This is a genomic window from Chitinophaga cymbidii (assembly GCF_007992715.1).
Classification (GTDB): Bacteria; Bacteroidota; Bacteroidia; order Chitinophagales; family Chitinophagaceae; genus Chitinophaga; species Chitinophaga cymbidii.
The window spans coordinates 1,840,967-1,860,386 of the sequence record NZ_BKAU01000001.1; the positions used below are offsets into that span (position 1 = coordinate 1,840,967).

Annotated in this window: 15 protein-coding genes and 1 tRNA gene; 8 read left to right on the forward strand and 8 right to left on the reverse strand. The window is 52.9% G+C overall.

Annotation, left to right across the window (positions count from 1 at the left end):
• Nucleotides 1-28: 28 nt before the first annotated feature.
• Nucleotides 29-343: a YbaB/EbfC family nucleoid-associated protein gene (locus tag CCY01nite_RS07495; protein ID WP_146859288.1), complete on the forward strand. Its 315-nt coding sequence runs from the start codon at nt 29-31 to the stop codon at nt 341-343.
• A 77-nt stretch (nt 344-420) separates the two neighbouring features.
• On the opposite strand, the gene typA is transcribed toward CCY01nite_RS07495, so the two are convergent.
• Entirely contained in the window at nt 421-2,235 is a 1,815-nt protein-coding gene (gene typA / locus CCY01nite_RS07500) for a translational GTPase TypA (protein ID WP_146859290.1), read from the reverse strand.
• Nucleotides 2,236-2,403: 168 nt separating this feature from the next.
• Between typA and CCY01nite_RS07505 the strand changes: the two genes are divergently transcribed.
• Nucleotides 2,404-3,393: an alpha/beta fold hydrolase gene (locus CCY01nite_RS07505; RefSeq protein WP_146859292.1), complete on the forward strand. Its 990-nt coding sequence runs from the start codon at nt 2,404-2,406 to the stop codon at nt 3,391-3,393.
• On the opposite strand, the gene CCY01nite_RS07510 is transcribed toward CCY01nite_RS07505, so the two are convergent.
• Together CCY01nite_RS07510 and CCY01nite_RS07515 are read right to left on the reverse strand one after the other, a co-directional pair.
• Complete coding sequence (locus tag CCY01nite_RS07510) at nt 3,362-5,626, reverse strand: patatin-like phospholipase family protein (protein ID WP_146859294.1); 2,265 nt, start codon at nt 5,624-5,626, stop codon at nt 3,362-3,364. The genes CCY01nite_RS07505 and CCY01nite_RS07510 overlap by 32 nt on opposite strands.
• A 66-nt stretch (nt 5,627-5,692) precedes the next feature.
• Nucleotides 5,693-6,721 (reverse strand): COX15/CtaA family protein, encoded by a 1,029-nt coding sequence (locus CCY01nite_RS07515; protein WP_146859296.1) that lies wholly within the window; start codon nt 6,719-6,721, stop codon nt 5,693-5,695.
• Nucleotides 6,722-6,817: 96 nt separating this feature from the next.
• Between CCY01nite_RS07515 and rnhB the strand changes: the two genes are divergently transcribed.
• From rnhB to recA, 4 genes are all read left to right on the forward strand, one after another.
• Nucleotides 6,818-7,429 carry a ribonuclease HII gene (gene rnhB, locus CCY01nite_RS07520; RefSeq protein ID WP_146859298.1) on the forward strand — a complete coding sequence of 204 codons (612 nt, stop codon included), beginning with the start codon at nt 6,818-6,820 and terminating at the stop codon, nt 7,427-7,429.
• Between the two features lie 12 nt (nt 7,430-7,441).
• On the forward strand, nt 7,442-8,929 hold the full coding sequence (rpoN, locus tag CCY01nite_RS07525; protein WP_146859300.1) for an RNA polymerase factor sigma-54: 1,488 nt from the start codon (nt 7,442-7,444) through the stop codon (nt 8,927-8,929).
• Nucleotides 8,930-8,935: 6 nt separating this feature from the next.
• Nucleotides 8,936-9,598 (forward strand): hypothetical protein, encoded by a 663-nt coding sequence (locus CCY01nite_RS07530; RefSeq protein ID WP_146859302.1) that lies wholly within the window; start codon nt 8,936-8,938, stop codon nt 9,596-9,598.
• Between the two features lie 281 nt (nt 9,599-9,879).
• Complete coding sequence (gene recA / locus CCY01nite_RS07535) at nt 9,880-10,881, forward strand: recombinase RecA (RefSeq protein WP_146859304.1); 1,002 nt, start codon at nt 9,880-9,882, stop codon at nt 10,879-10,881.
• A 308-nt stretch (nt 10,882-11,189) separates the two neighbouring features.
• Here the strand turns inward: recA and CCY01nite_RS07540 are convergent, their stop codons facing one another.
• Nucleotides 11,190-11,951: a DUF72 domain-containing protein gene (locus tag CCY01nite_RS07540; protein ID WP_146859306.1), complete on the reverse strand. Its 762-nt coding sequence runs from the start codon at nt 11,949-11,951 to the stop codon at nt 11,190-11,192.
• Nucleotides 11,952-12,138: 187 nt separating this feature from the next.
• Between CCY01nite_RS07540 and CCY01nite_RS07545 the strand changes: the two genes are divergently transcribed.
• Complete coding sequence (locus CCY01nite_RS07545; RefSeq protein WP_146859308.1) at nt 12,139-13,347, forward strand: DnaJ domain-containing protein; 1,209 nt, start codon at nt 12,139-12,141, stop codon at nt 13,345-13,347.
• Here CCY01nite_RS07545 and CCY01nite_RS07550 read toward each other — a convergent pair.
• The 3 genes from CCY01nite_RS07550 to CCY01nite_RS07560 form a co-directional block, all read right to left on the reverse strand.
• Nucleotides 13,347-13,420 (reverse strand) — tRNA-Thr (locus tag CCY01nite_RS07550). The two genes, CCY01nite_RS07545 and CCY01nite_RS07550, sit on opposite strands and share 1 nt — an antisense overlap.
• An 8-nt stretch (nt 13,421-13,428) precedes the next feature.
• On the reverse strand, nt 13,429-14,436 hold the full coding sequence (obgE, locus tag CCY01nite_RS07555) for a GTPase ObgE (RefSeq protein ID WP_146859310.1): 1,008 nt from the start codon (nt 14,434-14,436) through the stop codon (nt 13,429-13,431).
• A 208-nt stretch (nt 14,437-14,644) separates the two neighbouring features.
• Nucleotides 14,645-15,238, reverse strand: coding sequence for an adenylate kinase (locus CCY01nite_RS07560; protein ID WP_146859312.1), 594 nt, complete (start codon nt 15,236-15,238; stop codon nt 14,645-14,647).
• 345 nt (nt 15,239-15,583) lie between these two features.
• Between CCY01nite_RS07560 and CCY01nite_RS07565 the strand changes: the two genes are divergently transcribed.
• Nucleotides 15,584-18,604: a serine hydrolase domain-containing protein gene (locus tag CCY01nite_RS07565; protein WP_146859314.1), complete on the forward strand. Its 3,021-nt coding sequence runs from the start codon at nt 15,584-15,586 to the stop codon at nt 18,602-18,604.
• A gap of 203 nt (nt 18,605-18,807) precedes the next feature.
• Here the strand turns inward: CCY01nite_RS07565 and CCY01nite_RS07570 are convergent, their stop codons facing one another.
• Nucleotides 18,808-19,269, reverse strand: coding sequence for a hypothetical protein (locus CCY01nite_RS07570; protein WP_146859316.1), 462 nt, complete (start codon nt 19,267-19,269; stop codon nt 18,808-18,810).
• Nucleotides 19,270-19,420 lie beyond the last annotated feature (151 nt).

Below are 19,420 nucleotides of genomic sequence, written 5' to 3' on the forward strand. Positions count from 1 at the left end.
TATATATCTTTGCCCGAAACCTATCAATATGTTCGGAGATCTGTTTGGAAAGCTGCAGGAGGCGCAGCAGAAAATGAATGACAGTAAAGAGCGCCTGAAACACATCACCGTGGAAGGGGAGGCCGGCAGTGGCCTGGTAAAGGTGATCGTGACCGGTAACCGCGAAGTGAAAAGCCTGGAGGTAGATCCTTCGCTTTTGCTGGCGGAGAAGAAAGAGGAACTGGAAGACCTGCTCATTACCGCCCTGAACCGCGCTTTGAAGAATGCGGAGAATGCGTGGGACAGCGAGATGAAGAACGTTGCCGGGGGGATGCTTGGCGGGATGGGATTGCCGGGGATGTGATCCGTCCGTCATCGAAAACGAATCATAAAAAAAACCGGGCATAACACCCGGTTTTATATCCTTTAAATCTGAATTGCTTAACCTACCTCTTCCGCTTTCATCAGCTTCTGGAACTTCTTCCTTTCTTCTTCGTCCAGGATGGTCTTACGCATGCGCGTATGGTTCGGCGTCACCTCAATGCACTCGTCCTGCTGAATGTACTCCATACATTCTTCCAGCGTCATCAATATCTTGGGCGCAATGTTGGTGGCAGCATCACTACCGCTCGCACGCATGTTTGTCAGTTTCTTGCCTTCGTTCGGGTTTACCACCAGGTCACCAGGCTTGTTGTTCTCGCCGATGATCATACCTCTGTACACCTCTTCTCCCGGATCTACGAAGAACGATCCCCTGTCCTGTAATTTATCCAGTGAATACCCCGTGGTGGTACCGCCTTCTTTTGCGATCAGCACACCGTTGTTGCGGCCGGGGATGGGGCCTTTCCAGGGTTTATAGTCGTTAAAGCGGTGGGCCATTACGGCTTCACCGGCAGTATTGGTCAGCATTTGCGTACGGAGACCGATCAGGCCGCGGGAAGGGATCTCGAACTCCAGGTGTTGCATTTCACCTTTCGTTTCCATGATGAGCATCTCACCTTTGCGGCGGGTCACCAGGTCTATCACCTTGGAAGCGAATTCCTGCGGAACGTCTACTACCAGGGTTTCGTACGGTTCACATTTTTTGCCGTCTATTTGTTTCAGGATCACCTGCGGCTGGCCTACGGTCAGCTCATAACCTTCGCGGCGCATGGTTTCCACGAGCACGCCCAGGTGAAGGATACCGCGGCCATATACCAGGAAGCTGTCCGCCGAATCCGTATCTACTACGCGCAGCGCCAGGTTCTTTTCCGTTTCTTTCACCAGGCGGTCGCGCAGGTGGCGGGAGGTCACGAACTTGCCGTCTTTACCGAAGAAAGGAGAGTTGTTGATGCTGAACAGCATATTCATGGTCGGCTCGTCCACGCTGATCACCGGCAGTGCTTCGGGGTTCTCGAAATCAGCGATGGTGTCGCCGATGCCGAAATCTTCCAGTCCCACTACCGCGCAAAGATCACCGGGCTGCACTTCTGTTACACGCTTCTTGCCGAGGGATTCGAACACGTACAGTTCGCGTACGCGGGATTTCTTGATGGAGCCGTCTGCCTGTACGAGGGAGATGGGCTGGTTCTCCGCGATCTTTCCGCGGGTTACTTTACCTACGGCGATACGGCCGAGGAAGGTGGAGTAATCCAGGGAAGTGATCTGCATTTGCAGGGAGCCTTCGGATATTTTGGGTTCCGGCACGTGCTCGAGGATACCGTCGAGCAGCGGCAGAATGTCTTCGCGGGGGGTAAGTGAATCGTTGAACCAGCCGTTCTTGCCGGAGCCGTAGTAGGTCGGGAAGTTCAGCTGCTCTTCGGTAGCGTCCAGGTTGAAGAACAGTTCGAACACGGCGTCGTGCACTTCATCGGGACGGCAGTTTGCTTTGTCCACTTTATTGATCACCACAATGGGCTTCAGGTTCAGGTTCAGCGCTTTCTGCAGTACGAAGCGGGTCTGCGGCATGGGGCCTTCAAAAGCGTCCACCAGCAGGATCACGCCATCCGCCATTTTCAATACGCGCTCCACCTCTCCGCCGAAGTCGGCGTGGCCGGGGGTGTCGATCACGTTGATCTTCACATCCTTGTACACTACAGAGGCGTTCTTGCTGAAGATGGTGATACCACGTTCCTTTTCCAGGTCGTTGTTATCCATTATCAGCTCTCCCGTTTCCTGGTTGGAACGGAAAACGTTTGTAGAGTGGAGGATTTTATCCACCAGGGTAGTTTTACCGTGGTCTACGTGCGCAATAATGGCGATGTTTCTAATTTGCATGTGAGTTGTGTGTTTCAGCCGCTTTTTTTCCCGGCGGCCCTAAAAGAGGCGCAAAGGTACGAATAATAAGGAAACTTTGATGCAAACACGTCTTAAATAACTGTGAAATTACAGTCCGGACGGGCATCATATTTGCGGTGGACATTACTCATTTATAATCAATTAATTATGAGATTTTTATATGGTTTGATGGGCCTCCTGCTGGCAGCATCCGCTGTAAAAGCCCAGGAGTTAAAACCGCTGGACGCCGACCTGAGCACTTACCGCTATCCTTATCCTGTTAAATTTTATACCGTTCACGCCCAGGGACAGCAGTTGCGGATGGCGTATATGGATTTGCAGCCGGCGAAGGCGAGCGGGAAAACGGTGATGCTGTTGCATGGCAAGAATTTCAATGGCGCGTATTGGGACAGCACGGCCGCAGCCCTTGCTGCAAGCGGGTTCCGCGTGATCATGCCGGACCAGGTGGGGTTTGGCAAGTCTTCCAAGCCCGCCCATCTGCAATATTCCTTCCAGTTGCTCGCGCAGCAAACCAGGGGACTGCTGGATTCCCTCGGCATTACCAAAACGGCCGTGCTGGGGCATTCCATGGGCGGGATGCTGGCCACCCGCTTCGCGCTGATGTACCCGGAGATCACGGAAAAGCTCATCCTCGAAAATCCCATCGGGCTGGAAGACTGGAAAAGGGTGGTGCCTTACCAGTCCGTGGACCAGTGGTATAAAAACGAGCTGTCGCAGAATTTTGAAAAGATCAAACAATACCAGCTGACGAATTATTACGCCGGCCAGTGGAGCCCCGCGTACGATAAATGGGCGCGGCTGCTCGCGGGGTGGACGGCGCATCCCGATTACCCCAAAGTAGCCTGGAACGCGGCATTGACCTATGACATGATCTTCACGCAGCCCGTGGTTTATGAATTTGAAAACCTCAAAATGCCGGTGCTGCTCATCATCGGTCAGCGCGACCGCACGGCGCTGGGCAAGGCCAGTGCGCCGGAAGCGGTGCGGGAAAAGCTGGGGAATTACCCGGAACTGGGCCGCAGTACGGCAAAGAAAATTCCACAGTCAAGGCTGGTGGAGCTGGAAGGCGTAGGCCATTTGCCGCATATCGAAGCGTTTTCGCGGTTTATCGGTCCGCTGATAACTTTTCTGCAGTGACCGCCGGCAGGGCTTCCTGCAGCAGCCGGAAAGCCTGCTGGTTCGCGGGGTTGTCCAGCGCCCTTGCAATGTCCTGCTTCTCGCGCGGCGTCAGGTGCCAGCTAAGCGCGGCCGCTTTGTCTGCCTGCTGCGGCACATACTGGAAAATGAGGCGTTTGAACTTGCCGGGGAAATATCCTTCCATGTAATTGATCAGGTGGTCCTGGTGGAAATCCTGCATAGACATCCAGTGGGCCTGCATGGAGAACAGCGGCTCAAAGAGGAGGTCGCTGAGGTCTTTATGCTGTTTGATGGGCGTTACATCGTTCTTGCGGGTGTCGCGGATCTGTAGGAACACCACACCGCCGGTGTTTTCATTGATCCAGTTGCGGAACGTATACAAAAAGCGCAGGCTCGTTTCCTGCCCGAAGTTATCGCGGATGCCCGCGTCCATCACATCTACGATAGGGTTGCTGGGGAGAAAAACGTTTGGCAGCACGTAAGGGAATGTAGCGCTCATGCGGATCGCGCTCGTCACCTTCAGCTGGTCCGCATGCTGCCGTGAGAAGAACTGCAGGAAATCCACGCCGTCCACATCGCGCATGCTGCGGGTAGGATAGCGGTAGTCCGCCGCGCAGAGGTAGCTGACCGGTTGCGGGGAGATCAGCAGCCGGCGCCCGTCCGCATTGATGGTCGCGCACCAGATCAGCATGGGTATCCGCGCCTGGTATTCCGCTTCGCGGTAGGCGCCCACGGTTTTGTTCAGCACATTGTCCGTGTTGATGTTGAGCTGCATTTCAAAGGCGTACCCACGGTCTTTCGCGTAGGTGTTCTGGCCGATGCTGAAGTGCCGGAACGGCGTGATAAAATCGTTTACGGCAAAGGAGCTGAACACGGAATTGAGCAGGTCGCGGGAGATCTTTTCACAATAGAGGCTGTCGTACAGGTTCCGTGAAGTAGGCAGGTTGCTGTTGAGCTTCCGGAGGTATAGCTCGCGGAAATAGGTAGCGCCAAGCATGCCGCCGGAAGCGCCCGTCATCAGCATGGTATGTTTGAGCAGGCGGCCATGCAGCAAGCTGTCGTACCGCTGCAGTACGTTCATCGTCCATGCCGCGGAACGGCTGCCGCCGCCGCTGGTGTTGATGATGATCAGCGGAGGTTTCGTGCCCGCGGGGAATTTGGCTTTCCAGTTTTCGAGGATCTGCAGGGTATGCTTTTCATCCGCCTCGCTGCGGGGCGCTGTAAAAAACTCCTGCAGGTGATGCACACTATATTCCGGCCGGTCTTCCTTGTCCCGGTAATTCAGTCCGTACGCCTTGTTGCGGTTGTCGATCCACTGGTTCGTCACCATCCAGTTCAACCCGAGTATCAGCACCACCAGCACAGGGATGGCCCAGCTTTCCAGCAGGTAGGCATATGCGCCGGCCACGCCGATCAGGAATGCAAAGAAGATCAGCACGCTGGCGCCGGCGGGAATGCGGAAAGCATTGTAGTCCATCAGGTAGGCCATGACCACGAGGAACAGCAGCGCGAGGCCGACGGTGATGATGGCCGCGAAGTGATGCTGCCGGAAGATGTTATCAAGATAATGTTTGTTGTAATGGTCAACATTGCGGGCGCGCCGGATGCGCCAGGGGCTGGAAAAGTAATTGATGACCGGCAGCGCGTTCTCGTCTCTTTCCTGGTTGGGCTTCATCACCGTACGTAGGAAGTTGCGCGGGTTGCCGAACTTCTTCATCAGCCTGCGGCCGATATTTTTGTCCGCATTGAAAAAATAGAAAAAGGAAAAGAAGATCACTGCGAGATATCCGCAGATAAAACCTTCCGCCAGCAATAATATCTGCGGGATGGTATTCAGTTCCTGCCAGCGCTGGTACTGCCATCCGCGCCAGAGCAGGCAAAGCAGGAAAAGAGTGGGGATGATGGAATTATTGAGGCAGTAGCGGAAAAAAGGCTGCGAGGTGGTAGCGAGGAATTTGAAGCGGCCGCTGTGCAGGATGAAGGTGGTGATGTTCCAGCTCATGGTGAAAACAGCGGAGGCAACGCCCAGTACCGTGGTGCTGTAGAAGTTCACTTTGCCCAGGTATTCCGGCGCCAGGAACAGCGCATCTCCGCCGAACAGCTTGGCAAAGCCGCCATTGATGGTGCTGAATAGAATGGCCCAGAAGATCAGCAGTACCTGGTACTTGCGGAAATGCAGCAGCAGGAGCTGAATAGGGAAAGAATAGAAGGTCCTTGACCAGAATCGTTTCACTAAATTAAATTACGAATTATCCGCTACGAATAACGTAAGGATTTATATAATAAACAAATTCGTAATTTATTTTTTTGTCAGATACCGCGCCCAGACCATCACCATGAGCAGGAGCATGCCGGTGAACTGGTGGGCGAGCGCAAAGCCCAGGGGAATTTTCACGTCGCTGTTCATCACGGTCAGCACACCCAGGAAAACCTGCAGCAGCACTACCAGCAGCGCTATTGCGCGAACGGCGGTCAGCTGCGGATATACCCGGCTTTTAATGTACCAGATGGCGATCAGCAGGGTTAGCAGGTAAGCCAGTCCGCGGTGAATGAATTGAATGGTGATCTGGTTGTGCGTAATATCTTCCAGGAAACCGCCCTGCGCGAACATGCCCGCCGGCCACCACATGCCGTTGATGGTGGGCCAGGTGCTCGCCGCCAGCGCCGCGTGGAGCCCGGCCATGAAAGCGCCGTAGATCAGCTGCAGCGTCAGCAAGCCCAGTATCCAGCCGGAGAGTTTCCGGAGGGAGGGAGCGGAAACGGTCTGCTGTGGCGGAATGCTCAGCTTCAGCGCAAACCAGAGCGTGTACCAGAGCAAGCCGAGCGCCGCCATAAAGTGAATGGCTAAACGAATATGGCTCACATACAGGTCTTCCTCGTTCAGCCCGCTCTGCACCATCACCCAACCGATCAGCCCCTGCAGCCCGCCAAGCAGGAAAAGGACGATCATGGGGTTGATCATGCTTTTGTCGATCTTCTTCTTAACGATAAAATAAATGAAAGGCACCGCGAAAACAACGCCGATCAGCCGCGCCCAGTTGCGGTGCAGCCATTCCCAGAAATAGATCCATTTAAAATCGGCCAGCTCAAAATGGCTGTTCACATATTTATATTGCGCAATCTCCTTGTACTTTTCAAAAGCCGCTTTCCAGGCATCCTCGTTCATCGGCGGCAACGCGCCCAGAATGGGTTTCCACTCCGTGATGGAAAGGCCCGAGCCCGTCAGCCGCGTGATCCCGCCCAGCAACACCTGCACAATGATCATGGCCACGCCCGTAAAAAGCCAGATGACAATAGCTTTGTTCTGCTTATTTTGCTGTATCTCCATAAACCCTGCAAAATTAGGGGTAAATCGGAGAGCAGCGGGATGATTTTTGTCAATCCCTTTGATTTTGTAATTTTAGCGCCGACAAAAACTGTTAACTTGTTACTGCCATATTACCAGGATGCATTGACGGAAGCCGGCTGCGACGAAGCCGGAAGAGGTTGCCTCGCGGGACCCGTGTTTGCCGCCGCGGTAATATTGCCAAGGGATTTTCGCCACCCCCTGCTCAACGATTCCAAGCAGATGAAAGAAAGCGACCGGGATATGTTGAGAGTGGTGATCGAAAGGGAAGCGATCGCGTACGCGGTAGCCAGCGTATGCAATGAGGAAATAGACAGGATCAACATCCTGAAAGCCTCGTTCAAGGCCATGCACGAAGCTTTGGCACGATTATTGCTACAGCCCCAGATGTTACTGATAGACGGTAACCGTTTTCATCCCTACGGCAATATCCCGCATACCTGCGTTATCCAGGGCGACGGTAAATATGCATCCATAGCGGCAGCTTCTATCCTGGCCAAAACTTACCGGGATGAATATATGCACCAGTTGCACGAACAATTCCCGCACTATGGCTGGAGGGAGAATAAAGGATACCCGACCCGCCAGCACCGGGATGCCATCCGGGAACATGGAGATACGCCCTACCACCGGAGGTCGTTCCGCCTGTTACCGGACCCGCTGAGCCTTGACGAGGATGAAAAGTGGTAAAAGAAACGAGCCATGTTAAAGCAAACGCAACAACAGAAATTATTACAGAAATTATCTCCCCAGCAGATTCAGCTCATGAAACTGTTGCAGGTTCCCACGGCCGTGCTCGAAGAACGCATCAAGGAAGAGCTGGAGGAAAACCCAGCGCTGGAATACAGCGAAGACGGTCAGGAAGATGATTTCAAGGACAACAGCGAGGAATTTGAAGCAGGAGAAACGGAAGACGAGTTTGAACCCGATGGCAGCGAAAACGAATACGACAACATCGATATATCCGAATACGTTTCTGAAGGAGATGACGAGATCGCGGACTACAAGCTGCGCGACGACAATTACCCGGACCCCGACGAAAACCGCACCATCCCCATCCGCGTGGAAACCACTTTCCACGACCACCTGCTGGCGCAGCTCGGCATGCTCAGCCTGGACGACCGTCTGCAGCGCATCGCGGAGCAGATCATCGGCAGCATTGATGACGATGGCTACCTCCGCCGCGAAGTAAGCGCCATCGTAGATGACCTCTCCTTTTCCCAGAATGTGCAGACAGACGAAGAAGAGATCCGCCAGCTTATCAAGCTCATCCAGCAGTTCGACCCCGCCGGCGTTTGCTGCACAGACCTGAAGGAATGCCTGCTGCTGCAATTGCGGCGCAAGAACCCCGAAGATCCCGGCGCGATCACCGCCACCCAGATTCTCGACAATTATTTCGACGAGTTCACCAAAAAACATTACGAAAAGATCCAGCGCTCGCTCAACCTTTCGGACGAAGACCTGAAGGAAGCGATCGGACAGATCATCAAGCTCAATCCCAAACCCGGCGGCAATTACAGCGTGCTGAATAAAGCGGAGAGCTATGTGATCCCGGATTTTTTCATCCTCAATAATAACGGCAAGCTCGAACTGTCCCTCAACAGCAAAAATGCGCCAGACCTGCGGATCTCCGAAGGCTACCGCGAAATGCTCAAGGAATATGACCGGGGAGATAAAAAGGACAAACGCCAGAAAGAAGCCGTGCTCTTCATCAAACAGAAGATAGACGCTGCCAAATGGTTCATTGACGCCATCAAACAACGCCAGCACACGCTGCTGAGCACGATGGAAGCGATCATGAACTATCAGTACGACTTCTTCCTCACCGGCGACGAAACCACCATGCGGCCCATGATCCTGAAAGATATCGCGGATGTTACACAGCTCGATATCTCCACCGTCAGCCGCGTTGCCAACAGTAAGTATGTACAGACGGAGTTCGGCACCTTCAAGCTGAAGTTCTTCTTCTCCGAATCGCTGTCCACAGACAGCGGCGAGGAAGTATCCACCCGCGAGGTGAAAAAGATACTGGCCGATATGATCGGAGGGGAGAACAAACGCAAGCCGCTGAGCGACGAAAATCTCACCAAAATGTTGCAGGACAAGGGTTACAACATCGCGCGCCGCACCGTGGCGAAGTACCGCGAGCAGCTGAACATTCCCGTAGCACGTTTACGCAAAGAATTATAAATTTTCATGGAAGAGCGCACCAACGTTAGTTTTTCGCCCGGCTTGCGGGCAGCCGCACAGGTATTTTCTTACCTGCTGCATCCCCTGTTCATACCCCTGCTCATTACGCTGATAGCCGTTACCGCGCTGCCCGAGTACTTTGTGAGCTTCAAACAGATCAGCCTGCGCTTCCCGTACGACGCGCTCTTCATCCGCGTGATCGTCACCTGCCTGCTGTTTCCCTTGCTGGTAGTGGTACTGGCGCGGCTGCTGAAGTTTGTGGACAGCATACAGCTCAGCGGTCAGCGGGACCGCATCATTCCATATGTAGGCACAATAATTTTCTATTTCTGGGCTTTCTACACCTTCAAACGCCAGGGCCTCAGTCCCGGTTTTTATAACGCATTTTTCCTCGGCATCTTCATTTCCGTCGTCGTTTCCTTCGTAGCCAACAGCTTCGTGAAGATCAGCATGCACACGGTAGGCTGGGGCGGCGTGCTCGGCTTCCTGATGGCCCTGATGTGGGGCATGGGCATGAACGTGTCCCTGCCGCTGGCGGTGGCTTTCGTGCTCGCCGGTTTCGCGGCCACGGCACGCCTGGTGCTGAACGCGCACAGCCCGGGCGAAGTGTATGCAGGCTTCATCGTAGGCATTCTCTCGCAATTGATCGCGTACGCCATCGTCGGGTAATTTTTTTTGTAGTCAGCGGCTGTGCACGGCTCAGCCGCCGTTGCGTCGCACTCTTCAGCTTTCTTTTCGCTGTCCGGACAGCCTTCAAAAAATTTTTTTTCGCTGCGCATATTCCGTGCGTAAAAGCGATGCATCTTTGCATTGTCCGTTGCGTGTTACCCCAATTAAAACAAAACACCGGATACTATTAATATTAGCAAGGAAATGCTAAAATTTTTAGGACAATTCGAAAATTGAATTATATTTGCAAAACCAATAACTACTAACCTAAACGTACGAAGATGTCAAACGTTAATACTGATAAGCTGAAGGCCCTTCGCCTTACGATGGACAAGATTGAAAAGGATTTCGGGAAGGGTTCCGTGATGATGATGGGCGAGAAGGCAGAAGCCCCGATGGAAGTGATCTCCACAGGCTCGCTGGGCCTGGATATCGCACTCGGTATCGGTGGTTTCCCCAAAGGCCGTATCGTTGAGATCTATGGTCCTGAATCTTCCGGTAAAACCACGGTTGCTATACATACAATTGCCGAAGCGCAGAAGAAAGGCGGTATCTGCGCCATTGTGGACGCGGAGCATGCATTCGACAGCTCTTATGCCCGCAGATTGGGAGTGGATGTGGATTCCCTGCTGATCTCCCAGCCTGATCACGGCGAACAGGCCCTCGAAATAGCGGACCGCCTGATCCTCTCCGGCGCCGTAGATGTAGTGGTGATCGACTCCGTGGCCGCGCTGGTGCCGAAAGGCGAGCTGGAAGGCGAAATGGGTGAAAGCAAAATGGGTCTGCAGGCGCGCCTCATGTCCCAGGCATTGCGGAAGCTCACCGCCACCATTTCCAAAACAAACAGCTGCTGTATATTCATCAACCAGCTGCGTGAAAAGATCGGCGTGATGTTCGGCAACCCCGAAACCACTACCGGCGGTAACGCACTCAAGTTCTATGCTTCCGTGCGACTGGATATCCGCCGCATGAGCCAGATCAAGGACGGCGATGAAGCAGTCGGTAACCGTGTAAAAGTAAAAGTTGTTAAAAATAAAGTTGCACCTCCCTTCCGTCAGGCCGAGTTCGACATTATCTATGGCTTAGGCATCTCCAAAGTGGGTGAGCTGATTGATATGGGCGTGGAGTATGGTATCATCCAGAAAAGCGGTAGCTGGTTCAGCTATGAAGGCAACAAACTGGGCCAGGGCCGCGATGCCGTGAAACAACTGCTGCTGGACAACCCTGAGGTAGCCACCGAAGTGGAAACCAAGATCAAGGCGAAACTGGCAGAACAGGCATAAAGAATTGCTGGCAGCGCGACGCTAACCCTTTAACCAGGCGCTGTACAGAAGAAGAGTTTAAACGTTAACAGAAGATTAAACGTTTGTTTGGGTTAGTTAGTAAAAGGTCCGTTTTCCAGCGGACCTTTTCTTTTTCCTTTGTACCTCGCAGCGCCGCGCCGCTCCCGGAACGTCCGCACCAAACCTTCTCTTTTTCGCCGCATCCGCAGCTCTTCTCTTGCGCCGCTCCCGGAACATCCGCACCAAACCTTCTCTTTTTTTCCGCATCCGTAGCTCTTCTCTTGCGCGGCCCCCGGCTAATCCCCGCGTCATTCTCCTAACCCCTCACGGATATACTTTTCCAGCAACCGCGCATTCTCGATCGAATACCCGAAGTAGTCATTATTAAAAAAGATCCAGAGCTTATGCCCGTCCCGGAGCCACCGGACGCATTTGCGGGCGTAAGCCCGCATGGTATTGGGATGATATTTTGATGCATATAGTTTCCCCGGCCCGTGAAAACGCAGGTAAACATGCTTCGCCGTCAATATCTCATGATAAGGATAAGGCATGCCCGATTGCGCAATCACCAGGGAGATATCATACTGTTGCAATAATTGCACACTTTGTGGCTCCAGCCAGCTGTCATGCCTGATCTCCAGGGCAAATTCATAATCAGCATAACTTTTTTTCAACAAAGCAAAAAATGCTTCCGCCACATTTGCCTGAAAAGGCACCTGCGCCGGCAACTGAATCAGAACAGGCCCCAGCTTTTCCTTCACCGGATCAAAAAGGTCAAAGAACAGGCGAAGGCTTTCCTCCGCATCGTGGAGTTTCTGGTAATGGCTGATATACCGGCTGAGCTTGGGGCAAAAGCGGAAATCATCCGGCACCGCGATCGTCCAGTTGATCACCGTTTTTGCTTTCGGCAAATGATAAAAACTGGTATTGATTTCCACACATTTAAATTCCCGGCTGTAGTAGTGCAGGTATTGAATGGGCTTGAGTTTTTCCGGGTAGTAAAGCCCTTTCCAGTCCTTGTAGCTCCATCCCGAAGTCCCTATATGCACGTTTTTCATCAGGTTCCGCATACTGCCTTTTCGGTGATTGATCCAATATTGATGCCTGTTGCGCAACAGCCGCTGTTTCATATCGGCAGGTGGCGCAGCATTGAACAATCACGGGGTTCATGCCCCATCCACCTTCGTTCATTCCCGCGGCGGCGGGATAGCAATAAATGAAGGGATTATACCGTTCGTTTTTGTATGTTGTGTACCAATGCGTGATTTTTATTACATACTCGGCGTAGATGAAAACGCTTCCCCTGACCAGATCAAAAGCGCATTCAGAAAGCTATCTATGAAATTTCATCCCGACAAAAACAACGGGGAGAAATTCTATGAAGATCAGTTCAAAGCCATCCTGGAAGCCTGGGATACATTATCCGATCCCGCAAAGAAAGCACGTTACGATGAACAACTGAAAAGATACAAAGCCGCCGCGGCCAACATCGCTTACAAGGATGCACTTATCCGGAAATATGAAGAGGAGCTGAAACGGCGCGGTGGCGCAGCGCATGCGCCCTACCAGCCACCGGTGCAGCCATCAGCGCAACCAACATCACAGCCCTACAACATACCCCGGCAGATGGTTATTATTACCGGCGCCATCATGTTGCTGTTCTTCGTTTCGCTATACCTGTTCGCACCAAGGGAGAAAAGGCCCATTGTCCGCTATCAGGAAGTGAAATTGCCGGACACGACCCGCAGACTGTTCGTGACAAACAACGAAGCGCCTGTTCTTCCCGCAGACCCCTCGCTGGTGCTGGATGGTCAAACTTCCACATTAAAGCAGTTCCTTAACAACGAAGCGCACCTCCGCAGTAATTATTCGGTAACAGACATCGATAACGATGGCATGCCCGAACTGTTGCTGAGCTATCATACCGGTGGCGCGCATTGCTGCAATGTGGATCATCTTTTTGTATTCGGGGAAGGCGGCCGGTTTGACCTCGTCTTTTCTTACACCGGCGGCCTGTATGCATCGGGTAACAAACTGTCCCTGTACTATTACCAGGACATTGGCTATTACCACAGCTGCTACAATTGCACCATTACGGAAAAACTGCCGCGGCAGGACGTGAATGCCGAGATCAACATCATTTTTGACAAAGGAAAATTAACACCGGCCCCAACGAACGCGCAGCTCAATGAATCGATCGTTATCAACCTGGCCTATCTCTCCAGCCGCGGCATACCGGCGCTGGACGAAGAAGGATGGGACGATGGCAGCCGCAAGGAGATCATGCTGCATATGATCGCCTATCATTTCAATAACCGGGACATCACAGCAACAAAAGCATTGTTCGACCAGTATTATAGCTGGAATGATCGTGCGGACAGGTGGAAAGACCTGGTTGAACTGATCAGAAAATATGAGGAGATCATTTTCTCCAACGCCGCCTACCGGGAGAAGCGGACTTTCTGAGCCACCCATCGGGATCGAACCGACGACCTGTTATTTACGAAACAACCGCTCTGACCAGCTGAGCTAGGGTGGCTTGTAATTTTATAAGGAAGACGGGCTTACTTCCGCATTCAGCGCGTCCCACAAAACATCTTTCAATTCCTGCAACCCGGTTTGTGTGACCGAGGAGATGAACACATGTGGAACATTCGGCGGAAGTTCCGCTGCTATAGCGGTTTTCAGCTCATCGTCCAGCATGTCGCTTTTGCTGATGGCAACCAGGAACTGCTTGTCCAGCATCTCCGGATTATATTGTTCCAGCTCATTCACCAGCACATTGTATTCCTTGCGGTGGTCCGCACTGTCTGCCGGAATCACGAACAACAATACGGAATTTCTTTCAATATGCCGAAGGAATCTGTGTCCCAGACCTTTACCTTCATGCGCGCCTTCTATGATGCCCGGAAGATCGGCCATACAGAAGGATTTATTGTCCCGGTACTCCACCATGCCCAGCTGCGGCGTGAGCGTGGTGAAAGCGTAATTCGCGATCTTGGGTTTTGCTGCCGTGATGGCTGAGAGGAGGGTGGATTTCCCGGCGTTGGGGAACCCTACCAGCCCTACGTCCGCGAGTACTTTCAGTTCCAGCAGTTTCCAGCCCTCGCGGCCCGGCTCTCCGGGTTGAGCGTATTCCGGGGCCTGGTTGGTGGCGCTTTTGAAATAGGCGTTTCCGCGCCCTCCCTGCCCCCCGGGCATGAAAATCACTTCCTGCCCGTGTTCCAGTATCTCCGCTTCCACTTCCCCGGTTTCCTCGTCACGAACGATCGTGCCCAGCGGCACTTCAATGACAATATCTTTTCCGTTGGCGCCGGTACAATTGTCCCCGCTGCCGTTTCCGCCGTTCTCCGCGATCACGTTCTTATACCAGCGTAAATGCAGCAGGGTCCACAGCTGTGAGTTGCCCCTTAGGATCAGGTGACCGCCACGGCCACCGTCGCCGCCGTCCGGGCCGGCCATCGCCTTGAACTTCGTGCGCATGAAATGCCTGCTGCCCGCGCCTCCGTGGCCGGACTTACAAAATACCCTGATATAATCTACAAAATTCTCCATTGTTCAATATCACGCGCTTGTGACGGCTTCAAAAATAACCTGTAAAAGATCCGCCGCAAAATGCGCAAAAGCAAAACGCAAAGATCGTAAAGTTTCGCCTTACATGATCTTTGCGTTTTAAACAATTATAATTCGTTGCTTAAAGGACTATAGCTAACGCGATAGTTTCGCGTTCCGGCAAGGGGTCAAATCCACTGTGCCTGCCAGGTCAAACCCGCTCCCTTTCGCCTATCAGCTCGTCAATTTCCTTGCTGAGCAGCACGAAAGTGGCCTCGATGCTGCCATCGCCCTTCACTTTCCTGAATTTGCCGAATTTGGCGTAGTGGTCCGCTACCGGGGCCGTTTTGTTGTGATATTCCACGATGCGGTTCTTCACCACTTCTTCACTGGCATCGTCGCTGCGGCCGGAGGTCAGCCCGCGTTCCAGGAGGCGGCGCACCAGCTCGTCTTCCGGCACTTCCAGGCTCAGCACCATGGAAATAGATGTTTTCTTCAGGGCCAGCAGCTTGTCCAGTGCCTCGGCCTGAGCCGTTGTACGGGGAAAGCCGTCGAATATAAAGCCCCTTGCTTCGGGGTTTGAATCCAGTTTTGAGCTGATCATCCCGATCACCACTTCATCCGGCACAAGGTTGCCCTGATCCATGAATTTCTTTGCTTCCAACCCAAGCGGCGTTTTGTCTGCGATCTCGGAACGCAGCAAATCCCCGGTTGACAGGTGGAGAAGTCCGTATTTCTCAATAATGTTGGCACTCTGCGTTCCTTTCCCGCTACCGGGAGGGCCAAATAAAATAAGATTGACCATGTTCTTCTATAATGTGTTCAATTCGTAAGCCGGGGGCTTACCTGTAAGATAAACAAGTTACAGTTCTTCCGTAACTTCCGTAAGGTGCAAATATAACAAACAATTGAATGTATCGGTAATTAAAATTCAAATTGCTTAAATAACGAATAATAATAATGAAAAATAATAAATAGTATTCAATAAATCAAGCAAAACGATAGAGGAAATTAAAAACATTCTCGCTTAACACGGTAAACATTCCCGAGATGGTCTTTTATATGAAGCATGGCTGTAATGTATTAACCGCCAATCACTTTTATCGCTGCTCCGGCGCTTTTAGCAGCACAAATTTTGTAAGTTTATAGCATGATGAAGCAATTATTGGTATTAGGACTCTCCGGGATGCTACTCACCGCAAACGGGAACCCGGTCCCGGCATCAGATAACAAACCCGTATATTCCGATAAGCCCGCCGCAACGCCCGCAGAGCGTTGGGCAGACAGCGTGTTCAATACCCTCAGCCACGAGGAGCGCATTGCCCAGCTCATCATGATCCGTATGCATTCCAACTTGGGAGCGGACCATGTGGCGTCTGTCATGGCCGATATCCGGAACAATAAAATAGGTGGACTGGTTACTTTCCAGGGCGGGCCGGTAAGACAGGCCCACCTGATAAACAGGTACCAGGCCATCAGCAAAGTGCCGCTGCTGGTGGCGACAGACGCGGAGTGGGGACTCGGGATGCGGTTTGTGGACAGCGTGATCGCTTTTCCGCGCAACCTGATGCTGGGCGCCGTGCAGGACAGTACGCTGATCTATGAAGTGGGAAAGGCGATCGGGGAGCAGTGCAAGCGCATGGGCATCCAGTATAATTTCGCGCCGGTGCTCGACGTGAACAACAACCCCAACAATCCCGTGATCAACGACCGCTCTTTCGGGGAGGACAAATACCAGGTGGCACGCCACGGTGTGGCCATGATCAAAGGCATGCAGGACGTAGGCGTCATGGCCTGCGCCAAGCACTTCCCGGGCCACGGCGATACCGATGTGGATTCGCATTACGATCTGCCGTCCATCAATAAATCGTTGAAAGAGCTGGATTCGCTGGAGCTGTACCCTTTCCGCCGGGCCATTGAGGCCGGCGTAGGCTCCATCATGATCGCGCACCTTTACATCCCCGCGATCGATAGCAAAGCCAATACACCCACCTCCATTTCCTACAAAACGGTCACCAACCTGCTGAAGAAAGACATGGGGTTTGACGGGCTCGTTGTGACCGACGCGCTGGAAATGAAAGGGATCTCCAAATATTACAGCAAAGGCCAGGAATCCCTGCAATCCCTGCTGGCGGGCAACGACCTGATGGAACTGCCCTCCACGGCCAAAGGGAGCATTGCCGCCATCGCGCAGGCCATTAAAAAAGGCAGGATCAGCCGTGATGAAGTTTACCGCCGCGTGAAAAAAGTACTGCGCGCAAAATATGAGCTCGGCCTCGCCCATCTTCAACCCATCGACCCGGCCAATATCACCAACGACCTGAACGCCGCTGTGCTTCCCTTACGGGAACGCATATCCGAAAATGCCATCACACTGCTCCGCAACGATAATCATCTGCTGCCTTTCAAAACGGAGGACGCCGAACAGAAGATCGCCGTAGTATCTGTAGGGACGGACGGCAACAATACTTTCCTGGACGCGGTGAAGCAATACCGGAAGGACGTGGATTCCTATATATTCTCTTCCCGCCAGCCGGCGAGCCAGATACCCGCGATGGTAAAGCGCCTGAAAGACAACTACCAGGCGGTGATCATCGCGGTGCAGAACTACAGTCGCCGCCCGGCGAATAACTACGGGCTTAACAACGCTTCCCGCATGCTGATCAACCAGCTGCAGGAAGAAATGCCCGCTGCCACCATTGCGTTCGGTAACCCGTATGCGATCCGTTATTTCTGCGACGCCACTACCATTATTGCTGCGTATGAAGACGACAGCATCACGCATAAAGCAGTAGCCAAAGTGCTCTTCGGGCAACTGGAACCGAAAGGCAAGCTGCCGGTGACCGTTTGCGAAAACTATCATTTCGGAACAGGCATCACGTCCATCATTCCTCCCCCGCCGCCCGCATTACTGCAATCTGCGGCGCCCGAATCAGTGGGCCTGAACAGCCAGATACTGCAACGCATCGATTCGCTGGCGTATGATATGATCGACAAGGGCGCGGCTCCCGGCTGCCAGATACTGGCGCTGAAAGACGGCAAGATGGTCTATAACAAAAACTTCGGGTACTACGACTACAGCCAGCGTGAAAAAGTAAAGGAGAATTCCGTATACGACCTCGCTTCCGTGACCAAGATCTGCGCTACCACCTTATCCGTCATGCGCCTGTACGACGAAGGAAAGCTGGATCTGGACAGCACCCTGGGCAAATACCTCATATGGGTGAGAGGCAGCAACAAGGAAAATCTCCGCATCCGGGACATCCTGCTGCACCAGGCGGGCCTCGTAGCGTGGATACCATTTTACCGCGAAACGCTGTATCCCAACGGCTGGCCGGATACCTCGCTTTACAAACCCATCCTCGATTCCACACATACCGTCCGCGTAGCGGAAAGCCTCTACATGGCGCCCGCCTTCATCGATACCATTAAACGGCGGATACTGGACAGCCGGCTGCTTCCTCCCGGCAGGCATTACATTTACAGCGACAACGATTTTATTTTCCTCGGCAAAGTGGTGGAGTCCATCACGGGCATGCGCCTGGACCGCTACGTGCGGGAAACTTTCTATGAGCCGCTGGGCCTGGTGACAACGGGCTTCCAGCCGCGCAGCCGCCTGCCGCTGAAGCAGCTTGTGCCCACGGAGTTCGAAAATTATTTCAGGGTGCAGTGGATACGCGGCGATGTGCACGACCCGGGGGCGGCCATGTTCGGCGGTGTTGCGGGGCATGCGGGACTTTTTTCCAATGCCACGGACCTCGGTGTGGTGATGCAGATGCTGCTGAACGGCGGCAGCTTTAACGGGCAGGAATATATTAAACCGGAAACCATCCGGCTGTTCTCATCTTATGGCAGCAGCATCAGCCGGCGCGGACTGGGCTTCGATAAGCCTGAAAAAGATAATGCCATCCGCCGGCCAACCAACGCCTACCCCTGCAAAAGCGCTTCCCCGCTTACGTTTGGGCACACCGGATTTACGGGCACCTGCGTGTGGGTAGACCCGCAATACAACCTGGTATTCGTTTACCTGAGCAACCGCGTATGCCCTAACGGCGGCGCCAACACGAAAATATCGCAGCTGAACGTGCGCGGCAATATGATGGAAGTGCTGTACGATGCTATGGTAGACAGAAGTGCGATGAGCAACGGGCTTTTGTCCGGCAATTTTTAATAGCAGAAAGATACCTGCATAAAAAAGACTGCCGCAGCCGGCAGTCTTTTTCGTTCAACGGCTTCAAGGCTGCCTAAACGATTCGCATATTCAGCAACCTTTTCGTTCATAACTTCAAGGCTGCCGGAAACGCAGTCTTTGTCGTTTCATAAGTCCGGTAGCTGGGAGAAGCCGTTCGCATATTCAGCGGAACAGGGATCGATCTATTCTACAGAAGCCACGGAGGCTACGCGGTTGATGATGGTTTCCGTCCGGATGTCGATGGCTTTTTCCAGTTTGCTTTTGCCATTGCGGATCTCGAACGTGTACGCACCATCATCCAGCTTGTCCATTTTATAACGGGCAACAATCCTGGGTGAAGCCGGGTCCAGCACTTCTTTGTGCAGGGTGTTGTTATTGGCGTCTCTTATAAAGAGGGTCAGCTTTTCTCCGGCGGGGTTGTCGATCTGCACAACGAAGCGGAGATCTTCCACATTTTCCTGCTGGATGTTCAGCTTGTATCCTTTTTTGATCATGTCGTTGGTTTCCACAGGAGCAGCTTTTGTTTTGCTGCCCTTGCCGCCGGCGTAGGCAAAGGTTTCCTGCTGCGCGGCTGCCTGCAGGGAAAGGGCCAGTGCTGCGACTGTTAAAAGATGTTTTGGTGAGAAAACAAAACTGTGTTTCATGGTGATTTGGATATTTAATTAGTTAACTCTGCGGGTCCTGTAAGTAAGTTTTACAATGCAAAGTTCTGAGGCTGTCGTTAACGTAACATTAAGGGCGCATTAAGTAAATATGAGCAGATAGTTGTCTTAATGTTATGACCGGGCTGACGTG